23 protein-coding genes are annotated in these 21,924 nt (G+C 60.9%); 13 read left to right on the top strand and 10 right to left on the bottom strand.

Features of this window, described 5'->3' with window-relative positions; genetic code table 11:
• The gene (gene lysA, locus PH552_RS10875; RefSeq protein ID WP_285165925.1) at nt 1-1,272 is read left to right on the top strand and encodes a diaminopimelate decarboxylase; all 1,272 of its coding nucleotides are present in this window, start codon (nt 1-3) and stop codon (nt 1,270-1,272) included.
• A gap of 350 nt (nt 1,273-1,622) precedes the next feature.
• Nucleotides 1,623-4,352, top strand: a complete 2,730-nt coding sequence (locus tag PH552_RS10870) for a TIGR02302 family protein (protein WP_183761438.1) — start codon at nt 1,623-1,625, stop codon at nt 4,350-4,352.
• A gap of 72 nt (nt 4,353-4,424) precedes the next feature.
• Here the strand turns inward: PH552_RS10870 and PH552_RS10865 are convergent, their stop codons facing one another.
• The 3 genes from PH552_RS10865 to PH552_RS10855 form a co-directional block, all read right to left on the bottom strand.
• Nucleotides 4,425-4,784, bottom strand: coding sequence for a response regulator (locus PH552_RS10865; RefSeq protein ID WP_069612925.1), 360 nt, complete (start codon nt 4,782-4,784; stop codon nt 4,425-4,427).
• 160 nt (nt 4,785-4,944) lie between these two features.
• On the bottom strand, nt 4,945-5,493 hold the full coding sequence (hpt, locus tag PH552_RS10860; protein ID WP_112341294.1) for a hypoxanthine phosphoribosyltransferase: 549 nt from the start codon (nt 5,491-5,493) through the stop codon (nt 4,945-4,947).
• 146 nt (nt 5,494-5,639) lie between these two features.
• Nucleotides 5,640-6,308: a hypothetical protein gene (locus PH552_RS10855; RefSeq protein WP_169645119.1), complete on the bottom strand. Its 669-nt coding sequence runs from the start codon at nt 6,306-6,308 to the stop codon at nt 5,640-5,642.
• 210 nt (nt 6,309-6,518) lie between these two features.
• Here PH552_RS10855 and ftsE point away from each other — a divergent pair, with 210 nt between their 5' ends.
• From ftsE to PH552_RS10835, 4 genes are all read left to right on the top strand, one after another.
• Complete coding sequence (gene ftsE, locus PH552_RS10850; protein WP_162736933.1) at nt 6,519-7,178, top strand: cell division ATP-binding protein FtsE; 660 nt, start codon at nt 6,519-6,521, stop codon at nt 7,176-7,178.
• Nucleotides 7,179-7,269: 91 nt separating this feature from the next.
• Nucleotides 7,270-8,217, top strand: coding sequence for a cell division protein FtsX (locus tag PH552_RS10845; protein WP_113249118.1), 948 nt, complete (start codon nt 7,270-7,272; stop codon nt 8,215-8,217).
• Nucleotides 8,218-8,291: 74 nt separating this feature from the next.
• The gene (locus PH552_RS10840) at nt 8,292-9,008 is read left to right on the top strand and encodes a YdcF family protein (protein ID WP_432421993.1); all 717 of its coding nucleotides are present in this window, start codon (nt 8,292-8,294) and stop codon (nt 9,006-9,008) included.
• Between the two features lie 99 nt (nt 9,009-9,107).
• A complete protein-coding gene (locus PH552_RS10835) occupies nt 9,108-9,911 on the top strand; it encodes a lysophospholipid acyltransferase family protein (RefSeq protein WP_183761440.1) in 804 nt (267 codons plus the stop codon).
• Between the two features lie 32 nt (nt 9,912-9,943).
• Here the strand turns inward: PH552_RS10835 and PH552_RS10830 are convergent, their stop codons facing one another.
• A complete protein-coding gene (locus tag PH552_RS10830) occupies nt 9,944-10,516 on the bottom strand; it encodes a gamma-glutamylcyclotransferase (RefSeq protein WP_112341300.1) in 573 nt (190 codons plus the stop codon).
• A gap of 11 nt (nt 10,517-10,527) precedes the next feature.
• Between PH552_RS10830 and PH552_RS10825 the strand changes: the two genes are divergently transcribed.
• On the top strand, nt 10,528-11,541 hold the full coding sequence (locus PH552_RS10825) for a DUF2125 domain-containing protein (protein WP_112341301.1): 1,014 nt from the start codon (nt 10,528-10,530) through the stop codon (nt 11,539-11,541).
• A 101-nt stretch (nt 11,542-11,642) separates the two neighbouring features.
• Here the strand turns inward: PH552_RS10825 and PH552_RS10820 are convergent, their stop codons facing one another.
• From PH552_RS10820 to PH552_RS10810, 3 genes are all read right to left on the bottom strand, one after another.
• A complete protein-coding gene (locus tag PH552_RS10820; protein WP_113249120.1) occupies nt 11,643-12,572 on the bottom strand; it encodes a prephenate/arogenate dehydrogenase family protein in 930 nt (309 codons plus the stop codon).
• The gene (gene hisC, locus PH552_RS10815) at nt 12,569-13,678 is read right to left on the bottom strand and encodes a histidinol-phosphate transaminase (protein WP_112341303.1); all 1,110 of its coding nucleotides are present in this window, start codon (nt 13,676-13,678) and stop codon (nt 12,569-12,571) included. Before hisC ends, PH552_RS10820 begins: the two co-directional genes overlap by 4 nt.
• A gap of 103 nt (nt 13,679-13,781) precedes the next feature.
• Entirely contained in the window at nt 13,782-14,561 is a 780-nt protein-coding gene (locus PH552_RS10810) for a class I SAM-dependent methyltransferase (protein ID WP_112341711.1), read from the bottom strand.
• 53 nt (nt 14,562-14,614) lie between these two features.
• On the opposite strand from PH552_RS10810, the gene gloB reads away from it, so the two are divergent.
• From gloB to PH552_RS10790, 4 genes are all read left to right on the top strand, one after another.
• The gene (gene gloB / locus PH552_RS10805) at nt 14,615-15,385 is read left to right on the top strand and encodes a hydroxyacylglutathione hydrolase (RefSeq protein ID WP_112341304.1); all 771 of its coding nucleotides are present in this window, start codon (nt 14,615-14,617) and stop codon (nt 15,383-15,385) included.
• On the top strand, nt 15,385-15,810 hold the full coding sequence (locus PH552_RS10800) for a cupin domain-containing protein (RefSeq protein WP_112341305.1): 426 nt from the start codon (nt 15,385-15,387) through the stop codon (nt 15,808-15,810). Before gloB ends, PH552_RS10800 begins: the two co-directional genes overlap by 1 nt.
• A gap of 134 nt (nt 15,811-15,944) precedes the next feature.
• Nucleotides 15,945-17,102, top strand: a complete 1,158-nt coding sequence (locus tag PH552_RS10795; protein ID WP_113249121.1) for an esterase — start codon at nt 15,945-15,947, stop codon at nt 17,100-17,102.
• 141 nt (nt 17,103-17,243) lie between these two features.
• Nucleotides 17,244-17,681 carry a VOC family protein gene (locus tag PH552_RS10790; RefSeq protein ID WP_113249174.1) on the top strand — a complete coding sequence of 146 codons (438 nt, stop codon included), beginning with the start codon at nt 17,244-17,246 and terminating at the stop codon, nt 17,679-17,681.
• 47 nt (nt 17,682-17,728) lie between these two features.
• Here the strand turns inward: PH552_RS10790 and yddG are convergent, their stop codons facing one another.
• Both yddG and PH552_RS10780 read right to left on the bottom strand, forming a co-directional pair.
• Nucleotides 17,729-18,628, bottom strand: a complete 900-nt coding sequence (gene yddG, locus PH552_RS10785; protein ID WP_112341307.1) for an aromatic amino acid exporter YddG — start codon at nt 18,626-18,628, stop codon at nt 17,729-17,731.
• A 136-nt stretch (nt 18,629-18,764) separates the two neighbouring features.
• Nucleotides 18,765-19,541 carry a DUF3108 domain-containing protein gene (locus PH552_RS10780; protein WP_112341308.1) on the bottom strand — a complete coding sequence of 259 codons (777 nt, stop codon included), beginning with the start codon at nt 19,539-19,541 and terminating at the stop codon, nt 18,765-18,767.
• A gap of 237 nt (nt 19,542-19,778) precedes the next feature.
• On the opposite strand from PH552_RS10780, the gene rpmB reads away from it, so the two are divergent.
• The gene (gene rpmB, locus PH552_RS10775; RefSeq protein ID WP_069612914.1) at nt 19,779-20,078 is read left to right on the top strand and encodes a 50S ribosomal protein L28; all 300 of its coding nucleotides are present in this window, start codon (nt 19,779-19,781) and stop codon (nt 20,076-20,078) included.
• 117 nt (nt 20,079-20,195) lie between these two features.
• Nucleotides 20,196-20,831, top strand: a complete 636-nt coding sequence (locus PH552_RS10770; RefSeq protein ID WP_112341309.1) for a queuosine precursor transporter — start codon at nt 20,196-20,198, stop codon at nt 20,829-20,831.
• A 46-nt stretch (nt 20,832-20,877) separates the two neighbouring features.
• Here PH552_RS10770 and PH552_RS10765 read toward each other — a convergent pair whose 3' ends face one another.
• Nucleotides 20,878-21,909 (bottom strand): esterase-like activity of phytase family protein, encoded by a 1,032-nt coding sequence (locus tag PH552_RS10765; protein ID WP_210278808.1) that lies wholly within the window; start codon nt 21,907-21,909, stop codon nt 20,878-20,880.
• Nucleotides 21,910-21,924: the final 15 nt, after the last annotated feature.

Genomic DNA, 21,924 nt, shown 5'->3' with positions numbered 1-21,924 from the left:
GTGAACCATTTTGAGTATCGCGACGGCATCCTCCACGCCGAGGATGTTCCGGTTCCAGAGATCGCCAAGGCGGTCGGCACCCCCTTCTATGTCTATTCGACGGCAACGCTGGAGCGCCACTACCGCGTCTTCGCGGAAGCCTTCGGCGATGTCGATGCCATGGTCTGCTACGCCATGAAGGCCAATTCCAACCAGGCGGTACTGAAGACGCTTGGCCGCCTCGGCGCCGGCGTCGATGTCGTCTCCGTCGGTGAGCTGCGCCGCGCACTGGCCGCAGGCATTCCGGCAAGCCGCATCATGTTCTCCGGCGTCGGCAAGACGGCTGAGGAAATGGACGTGGCGCTGGCAGCCGGCATCTACTGCTTCAACGTCGAATCCGAGCCGGAACTGGAAGTGCTGAACCAGCGCGCCGTCCGCGCCGGCAAGGTCGCTCCCGTTTCCTTCCGCATCAATCCGGACGTTGACGCCCGCACACATGCAAAGATCTCGACCGGCAAGAAGGAAAATAAGTTCGGCATTTCCTGGCAGCGTGCCCGCGCCGTTTATGAACGTGCCGCCAGCCTGCCTGGTATCAAGGTCACTGGCATCGACATGCACATCGGCAGCCAGATTACCGAGCTGCAGCCGTTCGACGACGCCTTCAAGCTGCTGCGCGATCTTGTGGAGACCCTGCGCGGCGACGGTCACGATATCCATCATGTCGATATCGGCGGCGGTCTCGGCATTCCCTATCGCGACGACAACAATCCGCCGCCTTTGCCCGACGCCTATGCCGAGATCGTCAAGAACCAGCTGCGTGGCCTCAACTGCCGGATCGTCACCGAGCCAGGCCGCCTGATCGTCGGCAATGCCGGCATTCTGGTGACCGAAGTCATCTATGTGAAGGACGGCGGCGACAAGAGCTTCGTCATCGTCGATGGCGCCATGAACGACCTCATTCGCCCGACGCTCTATGAAGCCTATCACGAGATCCGCCCGGTTGTGACGAGTGCTGCCGATATCAAGCGCACCAAGGCCGATGTCGTCGGCCCGGTCTGCGAGACGGGCGACTATCTGGCACTCGACCGCGAGATGGCGCTGCCGAAGCCCGGCGATCTGCTGGCCGTCGGCTCAGCCGGTGCCTATGGCGCCGTGCAGGCCGGCACCTACAACAGCCGGCTTCTGGTTCCCGAAGTGCTGGTCAAGGGCAATGAGTTCCACGTCATCCGTCCGCGCGCAACCTACGAGGATCTGATCGGCCTGGATTCCATCCCGGCCTGGCTCGAAGGATAATCGGCTTCTATCCATGTCTTTCGGGCAGGACTGCGAAAGCTGCCTTGCCCGATCACGTTTCGGCGAAGTCCGATGAAAAAACAGCCTTTCACGCCCATTGCCCTCGTCTTCGCCACAAAGAATGTTATCTTTGATTGATGGTGTCTCGCCGGGCACCGCGTGCGCGAGCGTGTGGGACGCCGCGCCACCCCAACGGGCTACTAGAGCCGGATGATTGTAGATCGGATCGATCTACAATCTGAATGCGCTTTAGAATCAAAGAAGAAGAGCATGATGTCGTCCGAAAACCGCCTACACTTTTCGGCATCATGCTCTGGCCATCAATGTCAGATCGGGAGAAGACCGGACCGATGACCAGCCCCAGCAACCCTAAGAAGGGCGCTTTCGCCACCCGTCCGGCGCTGGCGCGCATGGTTGCGGTCAAGCGTCTCTTTGCTCGGATCGTGCTGGTCTCGGAGCAGCTGCTGCCACGGCTGCTGCTGCCGGCATCCATTCTGGCCCTGTTCCTGTCTGCAGCCTGGTTCGGCATTTTCCGCATTGCGCCGGATAGTCTTCGCTTCCTGATGCTTGCCGTCTTCGCTGTCGGTTTCGTCATCTCGCTCAATCCGCTGCGGCGTTTGCGCTGGCCGAATACCCCCGAAGCCGACCGCCTGCTGGAAGAGAGAAACGGCCTCGCCCACCAGCCGGTCACGGTGCAGGAGGATGAGCCGGCGCTCGATACGCCCTTTGCCCGCGCGCTCTGGCGCGAGCACCAGACCCGCATGGCCGAGCGCATCGCCGCCCTGGATGCCGGCCTGCCGCGGCCGGATATCGCCCGCTACGACCGCTTCGCACTGCGCGCCATCCCGGCATTGCTGCTGGTGACGGCTTTCAGCTTTTCCATGTCCAATAGCGGCGGCTCGCTCAGCGATGCCTTCACGACGTCTCCTTCCTCGTCGAGCAATCCGGATCTTCGCGTCGATGCATGGGTCACTCCGCCCTATTATACCGGCGAAGCGCCTGTTTACCTGACCGGCAACGTCGCCAATGCCGGCAATGGCCTCAACGTGCCGCAATTCTCCGAACTCACGGTGCGTGTCACGGGCGCGTCGGCGGATGAAAAGGTGCTGTTCCAGGCAGCCGGCAGCGACAAGGGTGCCGAAATTCCCGAACAATCCGCCGATGCCGGCAAGCAAGTCCCGGCGGGCGCCAAACCGGCAGCGCAGCCTGCAGCAGGCGGCAATGGCAATGCGCCCGCCACGGATGCATTGATTGCCCGCACCCACGTTCTCAAGCTTGAAAAGGACGGCGAACTGACCGTGAACGGCAAGTCCTGGTCCTTCAACGTCGTGGTCGACAAGCCACCGGAAATCACCTTTGACGGCATTCCGCACGCAATGACCAACGGCGCATTGGAGCTCGGCTTCAGGGTGAAGGACGATTACGGCGTCGAGGAAGCCCATGCGGAGATCGTGCCGGTCGAATCCGATCCCGCGGCAACCCCTCTTTACGGCCTGCCGGAATTCAGGCTCGAAATGCCGCGTCGCGACCGCCGCAACGGCAAGGGCCTGGCGAGCCACGATCTGACGCAGGATCCGCTGGCCGGCAAGCGCGTCCGTATCACGCTCGTCGCCAAGGACGGCGCTGGCCAGACGGGCCGCAGTGCCCCCTATGAGATGGTGCTGCCATCCCGCAATTTCAGCCAGCCGCTTGCCGCGGCCGTGGCGGAAGAGCGCCAGGTCTTCGCGCTCGATACCCGCAAGATGCCGGAGGCGATCGAGCTCAACAAATCGCTGACCATCCGGCCTGAAGAGACGATTCCGGATCTCGGCAATTATCTCGCGATCAAATCCGCTTTGACGCGCATGAAACTCGCAAGCGGCGAAACGTCATTGAAGGATACGGCCGACTATCTCTGGCAGATCGCGCTCGGCATGGAAGACGCGCAGCTGACCGACGCGGAAAAGGCCTTGCGGGATGCCCAGCAGAAGCTTTCCGATGCCCTGCAGCGCAACGCCCCTGACGCCGAGATCAAGAAGCTCACCGACGAGCTTCGCAAGGCAATGGACGCCTATATGAAGGAGCTGGCCGAGCGCATGCGCAACATGCCGGCCCAGCCCAACCAGCGGGCCGCCAATATCCTGCGCCAGCAGGACCTTCAGCGCATGATGGATCAGATCGAGAATCTGGCTCGCTCCGGCAATCGCCAGGCCGCCCAGCAGATGCTCTCGGAGCTGCAGCAGCTGATGAACAGTCTCCAGGCCGGACGGCCGCAGCGCGGGCAACAGCAACAGCAAGGCGAAGCCAATGACAAGATGCGAGAGCAGATGGACAAGCTCGGCCGCATCATGCGCGATCAGCAAAAGCTGATGGATCAGACCTTCAAGTTCGATCAGGCCATGCGCGACCGCATGCAGCGCGGCGATCCGAACGAGGATGGTGACGGCTTTATGGACCAGCCGCTGCCCGGCCTCAACGATCGGATGCGCCCGGACATGGGCCAGCGTAACCAGGACCAGCAGCAAGGCCAGAATCAGCAGGGACAGAAGGGCAATGACCCGACCGACAACATGACGGCCGACCAGCTGCGCGATGCTTTGAAAGAATTGCGCAAGCAACAGGACGATCTCGGCAAGCAGCTCGGCGAGCTGCAGAAAGACCTGGGCTCGCTCGGCATGAAGCCGAACCAGAATTACGGCAAGGCGCAACAAGAGATGAATGGCGCGTCAGGCCAGCTCTCAGAGGGCAATGGCGAAGGCGCCGTGCAGGGCCAGGGGCGCGCGCTGGATGCTCTGCGCAAGGGCACGCGCGAAATGATGAACCAGCTCATGGCGCAGATGCAGCAACAGGGACCGGGCCAAGGTCAGGGCCAAATGCCGGGACAGATGGGCCAGGGAGGCCAAAACAGCCGCGACCCGCTCGGCCGGTCACGCAACGACGGTGGTTTCTCTGACAACCCTAACGACAACATGGTGCCGAAGATCATCGATGCCCAGCGCGCCCGCGAAATTCTCGATGCCATTCGCGAGCGGCTGAGCAATAATCCGTCCTTGAGCGAGGAACGCCGCTATCTGGAGCGCTTGCTGAATCTGGGTCAGTAGGCCGCTTCAGACTACCACCCATGACGGGAATGGAGCCAGCACGGGGACACCTGTGCTGACCAAGGATCAATTTCAGGCAGCCAGCGCGCGTGCAACCGCCTTGCGGATATCGGGCAGCGCGAAGGGCTTGGCGACGACGTCGACGATCTTTTCCATGAGGTCGTCGGCACGCTCGCGCTGCTCCGCATAGCCGGTCATCAGCAGGATCTTCATGCCTGGGCAGGTCGAATGTGCCTGATGCGCGAGCTCGATGCCGTCCATCACGGGCATGCGGATATCCGACAGCAAGAGGTCGTAGCCGCCCTGCTTCAGTTTCTCCAAACCTTCCGCGCCATCCGCCGCCTCTTCGGTCTCGTGACCGTCCAAGCGCAATGCGCGAGCGACGAAGGTGCGAAGCGAGTCTTCGTCTTCCGTGATCAGAATTTTTGCCATGGTCTATGCTCCGTGGTCCGTCATGTTCCGCGACCGAAATCACCAGAATTCCGTTTGCGATAGGTAAACGACCAACAGGCGATTGGGCTCCGTGGTTAATGAGTCGTCATCGCTGGAGCAGAATGGGACAGGCGGACACGCCGCCTGTATTAACTTAAGATCAGGCCTCGGCGTCGCCCGTGACGACACCGACGAAGGGCAATTCGCGGAAAGCGTAGGCCACATCCATGCCATAGCCCACGACGAAATAATCGGGGCACTCGAAGCCGACATAATCGGCCTCCAGCTCTTCCTGCCGCTTGACGCTCTTGTCGAGCAGAACAGCCAGCGTGACATTGCGGGCGCCGCGCTCGTAGAGCAGCTCCTTGGCAAAACGCAGGGTGCGGCCGGATTCCAGAATATCGTCGATCAGCAGGACATCACGATCCTTAACGTCGCTGTCGATGTCCTTGACGATGCGCACGCCCTGGGAAACCGTGCCGGCGCCGTAACTCGAAAGGGTGATGAACTCCACTTCCGGTGCCAGTCCCGTGTCGTGCAGTGCGCGCAACAGGTCCGCCGCGAAAATGAACGAGCCCTTGAGGATGGCAATGACGAGGAGGTCCTTCGTCGGCCCGCTGGCGATTTCCTTCGCCATGGCGTGATTGCGCTCGGCAATCTGCTCGGCAGTGAAAAGCGGCTCGATATTCTTCCCGCGTACGACAGGCATTGCTTGGCATGCTCCATGGCTGCGCGGCCCTTGGCCGCCGATCAAGCACTACAGCGCCGCGCGTCATATATCATGCGCAAAGGTCGCTGCAGCACTTTAAAACTATGCAGTAGGCCGTAGCACAATCAGGAGGTCCGACACACCCCCTAAGGCATGAAGGAAAGCCGAACATCGGGCGTTTTTCCACCGGGATGCTGCAATCGCGTCGAAAATCCGCGGCTTTCATGCGGGCCGAGACGATCGATCGGCGTATCCACGACGATGCTCCTGACCAGCTGATCGCCGGCGAAGAGATCCGCACGCACCTGGGGAACCGGAAGCGTCGCGCCGCTGGCATTTTCGATGATGCCGTTCAATTTCAGCACCTGCAGTCCGTTCTCGTCGCGCGGCGTCAATGTCACATGCGAGAATTGAAGCGGTTCGCCCGCGCCGCCCTTGGCCGGCGCGCCGGACAGACCGGAAAAACCGCCTGAAAGGCCGAAGATCAATATGGCAAGGGAGACGATGAGCGCCACGAAACTGCGCCGTGATGCCTGCTGCAGAATCTCCTCCGCACCGCGCAGGCCGGACAGGATGCGCGAGAGAGCATTCTTGCGTGTCGCTGGCTGCGGCCGTGATTGCGGATGACCGCCATAGCGCATGTTGACGCCCGATGCGGTTCTGCCTCGCGCGCCGGAGACGGTCACGAATTCGGCATCGACGATATCGGGTTTCGGCATGAAGCGATGGGTCTGGCCGGATCCCGATCCACGTTCGGGCGGAATGAGGTCGTAAATTATTCCCGCCTGCTGCTGACGGTGGCGAAAAGCGCCCATGATGACCTCCCTTTGCGGTGATCCACATGGTTTCGACGCCCATTGCCAAACTGGGCATTGAAACGAATCCTGCCCAGTCGTAAATTTTATTGGTTAATGCTTCGCAAAGATCGCCATGATTAGGGCGCCTTTCCAGAAAAGTTTACCGGCTGTTAACGCCGTTGGTTAACAAGTCGCCTGATTGAACCCTGCGGAAGACTGGACTGCCCGTTGATTCATTTTGAGAACGTCGGTTTGCGCTACGGCATGGGTCCGGAAATCCTCCGTGACCTGAGCTTCGACATACCGAGGAGATCGTTCCAATTCCTGACCGGCCCTTCCGGCGCCGGCAAGACGACCCTGCTGCGGCTGCTCTTCATGTCGCTGCAGCCGACGCGTGGCTTGATCCGCATGTTCGACCGGGAGATTTCCTCGATTCCGCGCAATGAATTGCCGCTGCTGCGTCGCCGCGTTGGCATCGTCTTTCAGGATTTCCGGCTGCTGGAACATCTTACCACCTATGAAAATGTCGCCTTGCCGCTGCGCGTGCGAGGCAAGGATGAAAGCTCCTATCGCACCGATGTATTGGAGCTGCTGAAATGGGTGGGCCTGGGCGAACGCATCAATGTGCTGCCGCCGGTGCTGTCGGGCGGCGAAAAGCAGCGCGCGGCGATCGCGCGCGCCCTCATCGATCGCCCGGAAATCCTGCTCGCCGACGAACCCACGGGCAATGTCGACCCGCCGATGGCGCGCCGCCTGCTCAACCTGTTTCTGGAACTCAACCGCCTCGGCACCGCCGTCGTCATTGCCACGCACGATCTCGCTTTGATGGACCAGATCGAGGCCAGGCGCATGATTCTATCGGGGGGGCATCTCGATATCTATGACTGAGCCCGCCCCCCGCAGAAAAGCGCAGAGCACCGGCGCTCCGCAGGCACGGCAGGCGCCAGGTACACCGCCTGCGGAACGCAAGCGCCCGGAGATGCGCGTGCGCCCGACCGGGCCGATCGTGCCGTCCTCCAATATTCAGGGCAATGCGCTGATCGTCGTCATCGCCATCATGGCCTTTCTCGCCTGCCTGACGCTCGGCGCCGTCAGCATGGTGCGCTCGACGGCGGCAAGCTGGGAGAGCCAGATTTCCCGCGAGATTACCATCCAGATCAAGCCGGACGACAATCTCGACATGGAAAAGACGCTGGCAAGCGCGCGTGACATCGCGCTGAGCTTTGTCGGCACCAAGTCCGGCCAGATCGTCGACGAGGCGGCGACGGCGCGCCTGCTCGAGCCGTGGCTCGGCGCCGGTCTCGACATCAAGGAACTGCCGGTCCCGCGCCTCGTCATCATCACCATCGACGAGACCCACCCGCCTGACTTCGAGGCGATGCGCAGCCTGCTCAAGGCGCAGATCCCGCAGGCGTCACTGGACGACCATCGCACCTGGGTCGACCGGCTCGTCTCCATGGCACATACCACGGTCCTCATCGGCACCGGCGTACTGCTGCTGGTCTTCACCGCCATGGTGCTGACGGTGGTCTTCGCCACGCGCGGCGCCCTGTCAGGCAATCGCCACATCGTCGAAGTGCTGCATTTCGTCGGCGCCGAAAGCACCTTCGTCGCCAATGAATTCCAGAAGCACTTCCTGAAGATCAGCCTGAAAGGCTCCGCGGCCGGCAGCGCGCTCGCCGCCCTGTTCTTTGCCACCGCCGGCCTCCTGCAGAGCCGTACGATCGCCACGCCGCAGACCGATCAGGCAACGGCATTGTTCGGGACGTTCTCCGTCGGCGCGCTTGGCTATATCGGCATCCTCGCCACTATGATCATCATCGCCTTGCTGACGACGCTGACCGCCCGTTTCACCGTCATGCGCACGATCTACGAGATCGACCTGATCCGTTCCGATCCCGGCAGGACGGATAGTGTCCAGAATTGACGCTTTGCGATGTTTTTTTACCGTCCGCCAGCCCGTTCCTTGCCGCAATTGGCGTATAGTACCGAATCATGAGCATGGATCTGACGACTCGCAAGACCGTGAGTTCGCAGCCGTTGCAGGAGCAATCCCGCAGCGATAGACCCGTGCGGCGCAGCTTGTTTCGCCGTCTCCTACGCTGGGGCGGGTTCGCCTTCATTTTCCTCGTCGCCATCGTTTTCGGCGGCTTCCTGCATTTCGCCGATTCGATCACCACCCTGAAGCCGCCGCTCGACCCCAAGGCCGATGCCATCGTCGTGCTAACCGGCGGCTACCAGCGGATCGATCAGGCGGTCGAGTTGCTGCGCACCGGTGCAGGCAACCGCCTGCTGATCTCAGGCGCACATCCGACCACGACGCCGTCGCAGATCCGCAAGCTGACGCAGAGCTCCGTCAATCTGTTCAACTGCTGCGTCGACATCGGCTATGATGCCCTCGATACCATCGGCAATGCGCGCGAAGCAGCAAAATGGATCCATGCCAGGGGCTACAAGAGCGTTCTCGTGGTGACGAACAATTACCACATGCCCCGCAGCCTTGCGGAACTGAAATATGTCGATCCATCGACCGATTTCATCGCCTATCCGGTCGTCAACTCCGATCTCAAGACCAAGAACTGGTTCACGGATCCGAATGCATTGCGCACGATGATCTCCGAATATGCCAAGGTGCTGCTCGCGGGCGCCCGCAATCTGACCGGTCTCGGGCGGCCAGCCGGCTTGCGCTCGCGGCAGCCGATCGGTGACGATGACTAAGGTCGAAGCGAAACCACGCACCGACTTTTTATTGACGCCGTAATCGTGTAGGCAGACCTTCGAATGCCGGTGCCAAGCCGGTGCGCTGGGAAAGCCTCGATGATTATCTTGCGTTCGGTCCTGTTCAATACCGTCTTATATGCCAATCTGATCATTCGCATGATCGTATTGACGCCGATCTATTTCCTGATGCCGCGCAAGGCGGCTTACGCGATTCCCAAGGCATGGGCGAAATCCAGCACCTGGCTGATGGAGAAGATCGTCGGCACCACTTTCGAGATCGAGGGCTTGGAAAATATCCCCAAAGGCAGCTTCATCTTCGCGCCCAAACACCAGTCTTTCTGGGACACGTTTGCGCTGCTCCCTTACCTCGACGATCCGGTCTATATCCTCAAGCGCGAGCTGATGTGGATTCCGCTCTTCGGCTGGTACGCGAAGAAGCAGCGCATGATCCCGGTGGACCGCAGCGCGCGCGGCAAGGTGATGTTCGACGTGTTGAAGCGCACGCGCGAAGAACTCGCCACCGGCCGCCAGCTCATCATCTACCCGGAGGGAACGCGCCGCCCGCCGGGCGCCGAGCCCATCTATAAATACGGCATCGCCCGCATGTATCGCGACCTTGGAATACCCGTCGTCGCCGTTGCCATGCATCCCGGCCTGTTCTGGCCGCGACGGACCTTCCGCAAATATCCGGGCCACTTCAAGGTACGCATCCTGCCGCCGATCGAGCCCGGATTGGATCCGGATGCCTTCTTCGCGCGTTTGATCGAAGAAACCGAAAAGGCGAGCGACGAACTGCTGGTCGAAACGATCACCGAAAACCCGCATCTGCCCATCCCGCCAACCGCGGCCCAGCGCCTGGCGGAGATCGGCAAGACGAAGCAGGTGACCGCAGCGGTTTGAGCTTCTGCGATGGCCCGCATGGGAAAGAATGGCTAGGAAGCTTTTCGCATCCGCTCCACTTCACCGACGACTTGTTCAAGCCAGTGATCGCGGATACCCATGTCGCGCAGATGCGTCAGCGTATTGAAGACATAGGCGTCGTTCGGCCCGGAGCGCCCGCTGGCGGCTTCCACCACGTGGGCCGCCTCGACCGCATCCAATGCGCCGGCATATTGCCTGTGGGCGCGATCGACGACATAGGTGACGGCTGCGGCGCGCCGGCCATCGGCGAGCCGGATCGGCAGCGTCTTTTCAAGGTAGACATTGGTGACCAGCTCACGCTCGCGCAGATAGGTCAGCACCTCCTCCCAATCGGAGGCCGGGACACGGAAGGCCATGCCGCGGCAGGAACCGCCACGATCGAGGCCGAGGACCAGGCCGGGGCTCGCCTCTGTGCCGCGATGGACCCAGGAACGGACGCAGAGTGAGCGACGATAACCGAAAATAAGGGCCTCGGCCCGTTCGTCATAAGCAAAGCCCGGATTCCACATGAGGGATCCGTAGCCAAACACCCAAAATTCGTCCATATCCAACGCCAAATCACTGTGAAGCTTCAGTCCAACCATTGGAGAACAACATGGCGGCGTCAAGCCAGAGCGTAACGACCGGTCGAGGCAAGCGTCTGTGGTTCATCCTGCTGGGGCTGGTGGTGGTCCTGGCCGGCCTCTACACCGGCGGGTGGTATTACGCGACCAATTTCGTCAGGACCAATGTCCTGAAGGCGCTCGGCCAGCAGAACAGCGCCGGCGTTGCCGGCAAATGCGAAAACATGGCCTTCAACGGCTTCCCCTTCTCCATCGGTCTGACCTGCGACACGGTGACGGTCGATAATCAGACGCGTGGCGTTTCGGCCAGTTTCGACACGCTCAGCGCATCCGCGCCGGTCTTCCAGCCCAACCATGTCAGCTGGAGCCTGAAATCTCCGGCCGAATTGCGCACGACCGCGGGCCTGACCGTATCGGCGGAATGGGCCGATCTGCAATCGAATCTCGTCGCCAAAGGCCGCGGCGTGGCGCAGACTCAGACCGTTATCAATGGGCTGAAGGCGGGCATCGTCTCCTCCTTCACCGGCCAAAGCGTGAATGTCACCGCCGCCCATACCGAGATGCATGCCAGCCAGAACGGCAGCGACCTGGATTTCGCGATCGGCGTCGAGAACGCCAATGCCGTCATCAAGGACTTTCCGCAGACCTTGCCGACCGCATCGACCAGCGCCAATGTGACGCTATCAGGCAAAGCCGGTCTGCTTGACGGCAGCGACCGCGAGGGGCTCCGCGGTAGCGCGGGCGTGCTGCATCAGGCGGTCATCGATATCGGTGACGGCCGTATCATGACGCTTTCCGGACCCTTCAATTTCGACGATGAAGGCTTTCTGTCCGGCCAGTTCAAGCTGGAGATCAATCAGATCGGCCCCTGGGGCGATAGCCTGACCGCCACGCTTCCCGCCGCCAAGAACATCATCAAGACGGCCACGAAGATGCTGAAGGCCCTTGCCAACGGCGCCGATAAGGTCTCCGTCGATCTCACCGCCGATCGCGGCCGCCTCTCGCTCAGCGGCTTCATCCCGCTCGGCAAGATCCCGCCGATCTGAAGTGTGAAGCTTTCCGCCTGGTGGATCGCGCCCTGCAGCGATGCGAAAATCCTGCGAGAAACCCAACACCTTCTCCCCGAGGGGAGAAGGCAGAAGAAGAGCTATTCCTTCGCATCCAGGGCATGACGGCCGAAGTCAGGCACGTCGACATCCTGTCCGGCTTCGACGATCGAGCGGCGAATGGCGCGGGTGCGGGTGAAGAGCTCAAAAATCTTGTCGCCGTCACCCCAGCGGATCGCACGCTGCAGCGATGCCAGATCCTCGGAGAAGCGTGACAGCATTTCCAGGATGGCATCGCGGTTGTGCAGGCAGACGTCGCGCCACATGGTCGGGTCGGACGCGGCAAGGCGCGTGAAGTCGCGGAAGCCGGACGCCGAATATTTGATGACTTCCGACTCGGTCACCGTCTCCAGATCATCGGCGGTCCCGACGATATTGTAGGCGATCAGGTGCGGCAGATGCGATACGATCGCCAGCACCTTGTCGTGATGTTCCGGATCCATCTCGTCGACACGGGAGCCGAGAGTTTCCCAGAAGGTACGCAGCGTCTTGATCGCGGCCTCGTCGGTGCCCGGAACGGGCGTGAAGATGCACCAGCGTCCCTTGAACAGCCCGGGGAAACCCGCATCCGGACCTGACTTTTCCGTACCTGCGAGCGGATGGCCCGGAATGAAATGCACGTTGGAGGGCATATGCGGCTGCATCTGCGCGATGACCGACGCCTTGGTCGAGCCGACATCGGTGACGATGGCGCCCGGTTTCAGATGCGCAGCTATTTCCTTGGCGACACTCTCCGAAGCGCCGACAGGCACGGAAACGATGACAAGATCGGCATCCTTGGCCGCTTCGGCCGAGGACAGCGTATAGCGGTCGCCGAGCTGCAGCTCCTCGGCACGCTTCAGCGTTTCGGCGCTGCGCGTCGAGATCACCACATCCTTGGCAAGGCCCAGCCGTTTGATGTCATGGGCGATGGAAGAACCGATCAGGCCGATGCCGATCAGCGCGATGCGGTCGAACTGGATCGTGCTCATGCCTTGCGTCCCATAAATTCCGTCAGCGTGTCGATGAGGCCGAGATTGGCCTCTTCCGTTCCGATGCTCATGCGCAGCGAATTCGGGAACCCATAGGCCCGGACGGCTCGCACGATATAACCTCGGCTGGTGAGGAAATCGTCGGCCTCGCCAGCGCGCTTGCCCTCGCTATCCGGAAAATGGACGAGAACGAAATTCGCGACTGATGGCGTGACCCTGAGCCCTATCGCCTCAAGCGCAGCAGTCACCTTCTCGAGCCAAAGCGTATTGTGCGCGACGGCCTTCTCCGTGAAAGCCTGGTCGCGAATGGCAGCGGCACCCGCAGCGATGGCAGCCGTGTTCAAGTTGAACGGAGCGCGCACGCGGTTGATTGCGTCGACGATATCGACGGGTCCGTACATCCAGCCGATGCGAAGCGCCGCAAGACCATAGACCTTTGAGAAGGTACGGGTCATGACAACGTTCTGATTGGCCGAAACGAGCTCAAGGCCTGCCTCATAATCGTTGCGGCGGACATATTCGGCATAGGCGGCATCAAGCACGAGAATGACATGCTTCGGCAGGCTTGCGTGCAGGCGGCGGATCTCGCTGACCGGGACATAGGTTCCGGTCGGATTGGCGGGGTTGGCGATGAAGACCATCTTGGTCTTCTCCGTGACGGCGGCGAGGATCGCGTCGACGTCGACGGTGCAATCCTTTTCCTTGACCGTGACAGGCGTCGCGCCGGCGGCCATGATCTGGATCTTGTAGACCAGGAAGCCGTGCTCGGTGATGATGCCTTCATCACCGGTGTCGAGATAGGTGTGGCAGAGCAGGCCGAGCAGCTCGTCCGAGCCGGCGCCGCAGAGGATATTGGCCACATTCAGCCCATGCACGTCGGCGATCGCCTGGCGCAGTTCCTTGGCCTGTCCGTCCGGATAGCGTTCGAGATGCCCGGCAGCGCCGCGGAAGGCTTCGATGGCTTTGGGGCTGGCCCCAAGCGGCGTCTCGTTAGAGGAGAGCTTGAACACGCGCGCAACGCCCGGTGCATGCTCCTTGCCCGGCACATAGGCAGCGATATCGAGAATGCCGGGACGCGGGACAGGCTTGCTCATTTCCATGCTCATGGGATCGACCTTGGGAAAGACCGGAAAAGTCCGGGTTATGACACCCCGTCGCATTAATGCGGAAACGCGGTTTTGTCGAGTGTCGGCGCTTAGCTGAAACCTATCAGGGGATGTCGCGCGTCGTCGGTATGCCGCGCGGTGCCAGAACCGGCACGAAGACGCGGCGCGAGGCACGGACGGCAACCGGCAGCCCCTGATAGAGCCGTTTCTGCGCCTCGACGATGATGACGCCGGAGAAAGCGGGCCAAAGGGTGCGGCCGACCCGCTCGAAGGCGCGGCGCAGCCGCAGCACCGTGCGCAGTTTGGAGGGCGGGAAGAACAAGGCCTCCGCCGTCGCACCCGGCGTGAAATTGGTCTCGCGCAGCAGCGACGTCAGCTGGCCGCGCGAATAGGGCCGGCCGGAGCCGAACGGCGTATGCTCCATGCGCGCCCAAACGCCGGTACGGTTCGGCACCACAATGACCAGCCGACCGCCCGGCGCCAGAACCCGCCAAAGCTCCTTCAGGGTCTCGCGCGGACTTTCGGCGAATTCCAGCGAATGCACCATCAGCACCCGATCGATCGAACTATCCGGCAACGGCAGTTCTTCGTCAAAGACCAACGCCGTCGACGATGCCGATCCCATCGGCCAGTTCACCGCACCCTGCCCCGCCGGCATGAAGGCGAAGGTGCGCTCGGTATCGGCGCGGAAGCGATCGAGATAGGGAACGGCATAGCCGAGGCCGACTAGCCGCTCCTCCGGCATGCGCGCCCAGATGGAGGAAAGCGCCATGGCAATCGACTGCTCCGCCAAGCGACCGAGCTCGGAATGATAAAACTGGCGGAGATCGACGATATCGGTATGCATCGAAACAAATGTTATCAGCCGAACGTTGGACTTCAAGGCCGATCGGCTTACATTCTGTACCAACGGAAAAGACGAGGACGATTTCGATCATGAAACCATTGGAGTTAGAGATATTTATCTGCCGTTCCGACAATTACGGCGTCTTGGTCCATGATCCCGAAACCGGGTTAACGGCGTCGATCGATGCTCCGGAGGCAAATGCGATCCTGAAGGCCGCCGATCGCCGCGGCTGGACGATCAGCCATATCCTGACGACCCATCATCACACCGATCATGTCGAGGGCAATCTGGCGCTGAAGGAACAGTTCGGTTGCGAGATCATCGGCCCGATCAACGAGGCCGTTGCCATTCCCGGCCTCGATCGTGCCGTCGCCGACGGCGATACGTTCGAGTTCGCCGGTCATACGGTCAATGTCATCGAAACGCCTGGCCACACCGCCGGCCATGTCTGCTATAACTTTGCCGACGACAAGCTGCTCTTTGCCGCCGACACGCTGTTTGCGCTGGGTTGCGGCCGACTGTTCGAACGGCCGGCAACGGATATGTGGGCCTCGCTGCAGAAGCTTGCGGTTCTGCCGGACGAAACGGCCGTCTATTTCGGCCATGAATATACCCTCTCCAACGCCCGCTTCGCGCTGACCATCGATCCCGCCAATGAGCGGCTGAAGGCGCGCGCCGCCGATATCGAGGCCTTGAGGGCGGAAGGCAAGTTCACCATTCCGACGACCCTGGCATTGGAGAAGGAAACGAACCCGTTCCTGCGCCCCGCCGATCCGGCGATCCGCCGCCATCTTTTGATGGAAAGCCGCAGCAATGACGAGGTCTTTGCCGAGATCCGCAAGCGCAAGGATAATTTCTGATGCAGGCAAAAGAGATTATCGAAACGCTTTCCATGCAGCGGCATCCGGAAGGCGGCTGGTACGTGCAGACGTTCCGGGACGAGAACGGCGGTGCGCGCGGCCACTCGACGGCGATCTACTATCTGCTTGAGGCCGGCGATCGCTCGCATTGGCATCGGGTACGCGATGCCGCCGAGGTCTGGCACTACTATGCCGGCGCACCGCTCGCCCTGCATCGTTCGGCCGACGGCAAGGCCAGTGAAAGGCTGGTTCTCGGCATGGACCTGGCGAAAGGCGAGCGCCCGCAGGCGATCATTCCGGCCAATTGGTGGCAATCGGCCGAAAGCCTCGGACAATTCACGCTTGTCGGCTGCACGGTCGCCCCCGGCTTCGAATTTTCGAGCTTCGAGATGGCCGCGCCGGACTGGAAACCCACCTCAGGCTGAACCTCCCTTGCCTTTGATTGACATCACGCGGCATGCGGCCAGACGGCGCGGGGCAACGGCCTTGAAAAAGCGTTGCGCTGTGTCAGCTTTACACGGGGGGAGTGAAAATTGATTCATCTGGAGGAGGTTTTTTCGTGCGTTTGTTGTTTCCTTTGCTCGTCGCGGCAGGCTGTGTCATGAGCGTTCCTGCCCTTGCCCTTGATGCACCGGCTTCGCCGCCGGCCAGCCAGCCCCTGAAAAACTTTGTCACCTCGGTCGAGAAGGATGGTTCGATCACCTTCCGCCTTTATGCGCCCTCGGCAAAGGCCGTTTCCGTCGTCCTCGGCTCACGCGATCCGATCGACATGCAACGCGGCGACGATGGCACCTGGAGTGCCAAATCCGGGGTCCTGAAGCCCGATCTCTATGAGTATTATTTCAACGTCGATGGTTTCCGCAGCATCGATACCGGCACCAATGCGCCGAAGCCGCAGCGGCAGGTCAATACCAGCCTGATCCTGGTGCCCGGCAGTATTCTTGATACCCGCAACGTGCCGCATGGCGACTTGCGGTTGGTGACCTTGCATTCCAAGGCGCTGGATTCGGAACGGCAGATGTATGTCTATACGCCGCCCGGCTATACCGATTCCTCCAAGCCGCTGCCGGTGCTCTATCTCTATCACGGCTTCGGCGACACCGTGGGGTCCTGGGTCCTCCAGGGCCGCGCACCGCAGATCCTCGACAACCTCCTTGCCGAAAAGAAGATCGAGCCGATGATCGTCGTGATCCCGGATACGGAAACCGACGTGCCGAATGCGATCGCCGAGAACTTCCCCGCTGCCGATCGTCGCGCGAATTTCTATCCGGCCAATGCCGAGGCGGCCGATCGCGAACTGACCGAAGATCTCATTCCATACATGAAGAAGCATTACCGGGTGCGGAACGACACCGATGGCCGTGCCGTTGCCGGCCTGTCACAGGGCGGATATCAAGCCCTCGTGTCAGGCCTTTCGCATCTCGACACCTTCGGCTGGGTCGCTACCTTCAGCGGCGTCAGCACGACGACCGTTCCGAACAAGAGCGTAGACACCGTGCTGAACGAGCCGGAAAAGATCAACAAGGCTCTGCGCAATTTCACCGTGACGGTCGGCAGCAAGGATCAGGTCGTCGGCAAGGATGTCGCCGGCTTGAAGGCGACGCTGGACGAGAAAAAGATCAAGCACGAATACCACGAATATCCGGATCTCCAGCATGAGATGGATGTCTGGCGGCCGTCGCTCGCAGCCTTCCTCGAAAAGGTCTTCAAGAAATAACAATCGGATCTGGCCGTAGACTCCTCATAGGCCCGTGCTCGCCTGGGGCATTTCCAGGAAGGTGCGAAGCGGTTTCCATTCGGAATGCGTAGCAAGCAGCTTGACGAGTTTACGGCCCAAGAGGCACTGGAGATTGGAAACATGGCACTCAAGCGGATGGACAACGTCGGAATCGTCGTCGAAGACCTCGAAGGGGCTATTGATTTCTTTCGCGAACTTGGTCTCGAGCTCGAAGGACGGGCCATGATCGAAGGAGAATGGGCCGGGCGCATCACTGGACTGGGCGATCAGCGTGTCGAGATCGCCATGATGCACACACCGGACGGGCATAGCCGGCTCGAGCTCTCCCGCTTCCTCACGCCCCCTGTCGTCGCAGATCACCGCAACGCCCCGGTCAACTCTCTCGGGTACCTCCGCGTCATGTTCGCCGTCGACGACGTCGACGAGACGCTTGAAAGGCTCCGCACGCGCGGCGCGCAGCTTGTAGGCGAAGTGGTCCAATATGAAGATGCATATCGGCTCTGCTATATCCGCGGGCCTGAAGGGCTTCTCATCGGACTCGCTCAAGAACTCAGCTGACCGCAATCCGACGACAATGGGGAAGGAGATGACAGCGCGCGGCGGAGCTATTCCGCCGCTTCCGCCTGTGCCCGCAGGGCATCGTCCCGGCGCAGGATCATGCGATGGGCGGCCAGCACGGCGCCGCCGGTAATCAGCAGGCAGGCAAGCGCAATGCCCCAGCTCGGCGCGGCAAAACCGAAAAGCGTCAGGATCAGTGTCGATAGCAGCGGTGCGGCATAGCTTGCCGCGCCGAGGATCTGGATATCGCCATTCTTGACGCCGTAATCCCAGGCGTAGAAGGCGGCGCCGACCGGAAAAAGGCCAAGGCCGAGAACGGCGATCCATTGCGGTACGCCCTCGGGCCAGATGGTCTCCTCCAGACCAAGATGGCAGAAAAAGGAGAGAATCGATGTCGCCAAGCAGAAGATGGTAACGACATCGGTGGAAGCGGCCTCGAAGCGGCGCGTTATTAAGGAATAACCGGACCAGGTGAAGGCGCAGAGAAAGGCTGCGCCATAGCCGATCGCATAGGCGCTCTCGAAGTGAAAACCATTGCGACCGACGATCAGAACCGTGCCCGCAAGCCCCATCAGCGCGCCGACAATATGATACCAGCGCAGCCGCTCGCCGGGCAGCAGCGCCGAGCCGACGACAATCAACAGCGGCCACAGATAGGCAATCAAGCCCGCCTCCACGGCCGGCGCATGGCGCAACGCGGTGAAATAAAGGAAATGATAGCCGAACAGACCGGCAATGCCTGTGATCCAGACCTTGGCCGGCTGACGCAGGAGCTTCACTCGCTCAGGTCTCAGCAGGAGCACGACAATACCGGGGAAGCTGCCGATGGCAAAGCAGATGGCGAGCAGCTGAAAAGGTGGCATCGTGCCCGAGGCCACCGTCAAAAGCGCCAGAAACGACCACATCACAATGGCCGAAAAGCCCATCAATGTCGCGCGAAATTTCATCCCTGCCCTCAGCTTGCCGCTGCGGACGTCCCAAGCCCGCTAAAGCAACTCCACGAAAAATGCACAGCAATTTTCGTGGAGTTGCGTAGAAATAACTACGGGAATCGTCAAGCTTTTCCGTGAAACAGCAGCCGGTCTAGCTGCCGTATTTTACAGCCGTAATCGTCACCGTTCCGTATTGCGTCGGGATGCGGACGTAGACAGGAGCGTAGACATTCATGGTATCCGCCTTGGCGAACCAGATCTCCATATCATCGCTCTTCGCAAGATAAAGATAGTCCTTGCGGGTGCTCTTGTAGCCGCTCTTCGGCGTGAAGCGCACGCCGCAGGCAATGGTCTTGCCCTTGAAGCCCTCGGTCGAGAACGGATGCGATCCCTTCGGCGACAGCTTCAGATCCATGCGCATCTCGCCGTCGAAGACGGCCAGCGTCTGGTTGCAGAGGTTGAGGCTGGGCGTGATCGGGAAGATCATGCCGGAAATCGGATCGAGCACGGATTTCAGGTCGCCTTCCGTGATGGGAACCCAGGTGTCTGGCCGTTTCGGCTCGGGCGTGATCGTGTTCGACGTCACATTGCCATTGGTATAGGCGACATCATAGGTGCGCTCTCTCTTGCCGCTCTTGTAGAAGAGCGTGTAGTGCGTCGCCTGCAGCTTGGTGTCGTTGACGACGCCGGCCACATCCGTCCTGGCGTCGATGGAGGTGACAAGATCGGCAAGACCCGCGGACGTGATATCGCCGCGGATAGTGAACTGCTTGCCGGTGACTTCCGTCTTGAAATCCGCCCTGGCGATCGGCAGGCCGGCCAGCGAAACGCGATAACGCGTTTCATGCCGCAGCACATCGGCCAATGCCATCGACGGCATCGACGCGATAATCGCTGAAATGAGAAGCCACTTCCGAATTTGAACCATGATCAAGGCCTTCAACGAGGATCAGGCAAGTTATATAGTTGCTTTGCTCGCCTGCTGCGAGCGTCAGACAACAGCAGCTTTTTGACGGAATTGCGGGAAAAGACAAGGTTTGGCTTGACGCGGCCGGCCTCTCTGACTATAGAACCGCAACTTTCCAATTATGGCCTGTTGGATTGCGCGTCGGGCTTTGCCCGGGATGTCTACCCGATGGCCAAGAAAAACAAAAGTAGGTGTACCATGTCCCGCATGTGCGAATTGACCGGCAAGGCCGTCCTCGTGGGCAACAACGTTAGCCACGCCAACAACAAGACCAAGCGTCGGTTCCTGCCGAACCTCTGCCAGGTCACGCTGATTTCCGACGTTCTCGGCCAGCGCTACCGCCTGCGCGTTTCCGCTGCAGCGCTCCGCTCGGTCGAACATCGCGGTGGTCTGGACGCTTTCCTCCTGAAGGCAAGCGAAAACGAACTCAGCATGCGCGCTCGCCTGCTGCGTCGCCAGATCGTCAAGAAGTCTGCTGAAGCTGCTGTTGCTGCGTAAGCAGCTCTAGTACTTCACGATTTCATACCGACTAAAAGGCTTGCACGGATGATATCCGGACAAGCCTTTTTCCATGTTCGGTTTGTTTCAACTGGTGGCATCTCCCAGGATAAAAAAATGCTGACGATACGTCATACCCTTATCTACGTTCTGCTGATGACGCTGGTCGTCGTCGCCTCCAACATCCTCGTGCAGTATCCGCTGCAGGCGACACTCGCCGGCATCAATCTTGCGGATATTCTCACCTGGGGTGCCTTCACCTATCCGGTAGCCTTCCTCATCACCGATCTGACCAACCGCCAGTTCGGTCCCAAGGCCGCGCGTAAGGTCGTCTTCGCTGGCTTCGTCGTCGGCGTCGCGCTGTCCTTCTATACGGCGCAGCCGCGCATCGCGATCGCCTCCGGTTCGGCCTATCTTGCCGGCCAGCTGCTCGATATCTCGGTCTTCAATCGCCTTCGCCGCATGGCCTGGTGGCGCGCGCCGCTGTTCGGCTCGCTTATCGGCTCGATGCTCGATACGCTGATCTTCTTCTCCTTCGCCTTCGCACCCTTCTTCGTCTTCTTCGGGCCGAACGATCCCTTCGCGATCGAATGGGCTCCGATCCTCGGCGCGTTCTCTTCGTCGGCGCCTCGCTGGATCTCCTGGGCCATCGGCGATTTCTCGGTCAAGACCACGGTCGGCCTCGTCATGCTGCTGCCCTACGGTGCGCTGATGAACGTGCTGAAGCCGATGTCGCAGGCGCCCACCGCCTAACGGCGATGATCGGAAGCGCGCCGGCATCGGCGCGCGACGACATGTTTCAGTTCTGGCTGAGAAGATTTTCCTCGTGCAGGCGAAACTCCAGCATCAGGCTGCGCTGCAGGATCGAATGATTGTCATCCGAGACCAGGATGAGATGCAGTGAGCCGTCGGCGGCGCGGAAGACGTCTATGCCCTCCATATTGTCGATCTGATCTCTGCTCCCCGCCTCGAAGATCACATCGCCGTCCACGACTGTACCCGGCTTGATATCCGCACCGGCGATACGGCGGATACGCAAGCCAAGGCCATGTATCAAGCCGAAGCGCCGCTCCAGCAGCAAAAGATCCCCATCAGGCAAGAAGACACCGTCGCTGACATTGAAGCCATCATGATGCCGAACGGCAAACCGGCCCTGGAATGGCCCATCCAGAACGGCAGCCGGCATATTGCCCTGATCGTCCAGACTGTCTTCGGCGACGACGACGGCGCCCCCCGCAAGCGGGCCTGACTTTGGAGCGATCATCAGCGCCTCGAGGCTTCGATTGGCGCGCAGCTGCCATCTCGGGATCGGCAGCAGGATGGTGCCGTCAGGCGGCGAAATCTCGAAGCCCGGATCGGGATAGATATCGACACGATGATATTGCTCGTAGCTGACAAGGACACGGTCGCCGCGCAACGCCAGCCCTTCGGCATCCAAATCCCCTTTACCGGTATCTGTGCCGCCGTCACGGTCGATCATCGGCAAGATCTGCACATCACCGATGCCCCTCAGCCGGCCCGCCTCGTCACGTTCGACAGCGCCAGTGAGCCAGTGGCCGGTATCGAGCACAGAGATGAAATGCCGTTGGTCGGCGCGAAAGCGAATGGCCGAGATGGCGCCGAGAAGCGGATTGTCCGAACTGAGCTCAAGGCCGCCGAGAAACTCCAGCGAACCGAAGTGTGATTGATCAGAGCCGGACCTGAAGGTGGAAATCACCTTTGCCTGGACGGCAGCCGGACCAGCCTCGTCGGAATCACTCGCGAAACTGCAGCCTGCAAGCAGGCCGGCAAGCACGGCTATCAGGCAGGCCCATCGCCCGGCAACGGGCAAGCCCCAGGGACCAGC

This window comes from Rhizobium aureum (assembly GCF_030182495.1).
Lineage (GTDB): Bacteria > Pseudomonadota > Alphaproteobacteria > Rhizobiales > Rhizobiaceae > Rhizobium > Rhizobium tropici_C.
The sequence above is the reverse complement of the archived record's forward strand: the minus strand, read 5'-3'. Positions and strand labels throughout refer to the sequence as shown.

Coding starts and splice junctions, on each gene's coding strand:
- PH552_RS10870 (WP_183761438.1), top strand. CDS start 1,623: ATGACCAGCCCCAGCAACCCTAAGAAGGGCGCTTTCGCCACCCGTCCG.
- PH552_RS10865 (WP_069612925.1), bottom strand. CDS start 4,784: ATGGCAAAAATTCTGATCACGGAAGACGAAGACTCGCTTCGCACCTTC.
- hpt (WP_112341294.1), bottom strand. CDS start 5,493: ATGCCTGTCGTACGCGGGAAGAATATCGAGCCGCTTTTCACTGCCGAG.
- PH552_RS10855 (WP_169645119.1), bottom strand. CDS start 6,308: ATGGGCGCTTTTCGCCACCGTCAGCAGCAGGCGGGAATAATTTACGAC.
- PH552_RS10845 (WP_113249118.1), top strand. CDS start 7,270: ATGCGCGTGCGCCCGACCGGGCCGATCGTGCCGTCCTCCAATATTCAG.
- PH552_RS10840 (WP_432421993.1), top strand. CDS start 8,292: ATGGATCTGACGACTCGCAAGACCGTGAGTTCGCAGCCGTTGCAGGAG.
- PH552_RS10835 (WP_183761440.1), top strand. CDS start 9,108: ATGATTATCTTGCGTTCGGTCCTGTTCAATACCGTCTTATATGCCAAT.
- PH552_RS10830 (WP_112341300.1), bottom strand. CDS start 10,516: ATGGTTGGACTGAAGCTTCACAGTGATTTGGCGTTGGATATGGACGAA.
- PH552_RS10825 (WP_112341301.1), top strand. CDS start 10,528: ATGGCGGCGTCAAGCCAGAGCGTAACGACCGGTCGAGGCAAGCGTCTG.
- PH552_RS10820 (WP_113249120.1), bottom strand. CDS start 12,572: ATGAGCACGATCCAGTTCGACCGCATCGCGCTGATCGGCATCGGCCTG.
- hisC (WP_112341303.1), bottom strand. CDS start 13,678: ATGAGCATGGAAATGAGCAAGCCTGTCCCGCGTCCCGGCATTCTCGAT.
- gloB (WP_112341304.1), top strand. CDS start 14,615: ATGAAACCATTGGAGTTAGAGATATTTATCTGCCGTTCCGACAATTAC.
- PH552_RS10800 (WP_112341305.1), top strand. CDS start 15,385: ATGCAGGCAAAAGAGATTATCGAAACGCTTTCCATGCAGCGGCATCCG.
- PH552_RS10790 (WP_113249174.1), top strand. CDS start 17,244: ATGGCACTCAAGCGGATGGACAACGTCGGAATCGTCGTCGAAGACCTC.
- yddG (WP_112341307.1), bottom strand. CDS start 18,628: ATGAAATTTCGCGCGACATTGATGGGCTTTTCGGCCATTGTGATGTGG.
- PH552_RS10780 (WP_112341308.1), bottom strand. CDS start 19,541: ATGGTTCAAATTCGGAAGTGGCTTCTCATTTCAGCGATTATCGCGTCG.
- rpmB (WP_069612914.1), top strand. CDS start 19,779: ATGTCCCGCATGTGCGAATTGACCGGCAAGGCCGTCCTCGTGGGCAAC.
- PH552_RS10770 (WP_112341309.1), top strand. CDS start 20,196: ATGCTGACGATACGTCATACCCTTATCTACGTTCTGCTGATGACGCTG.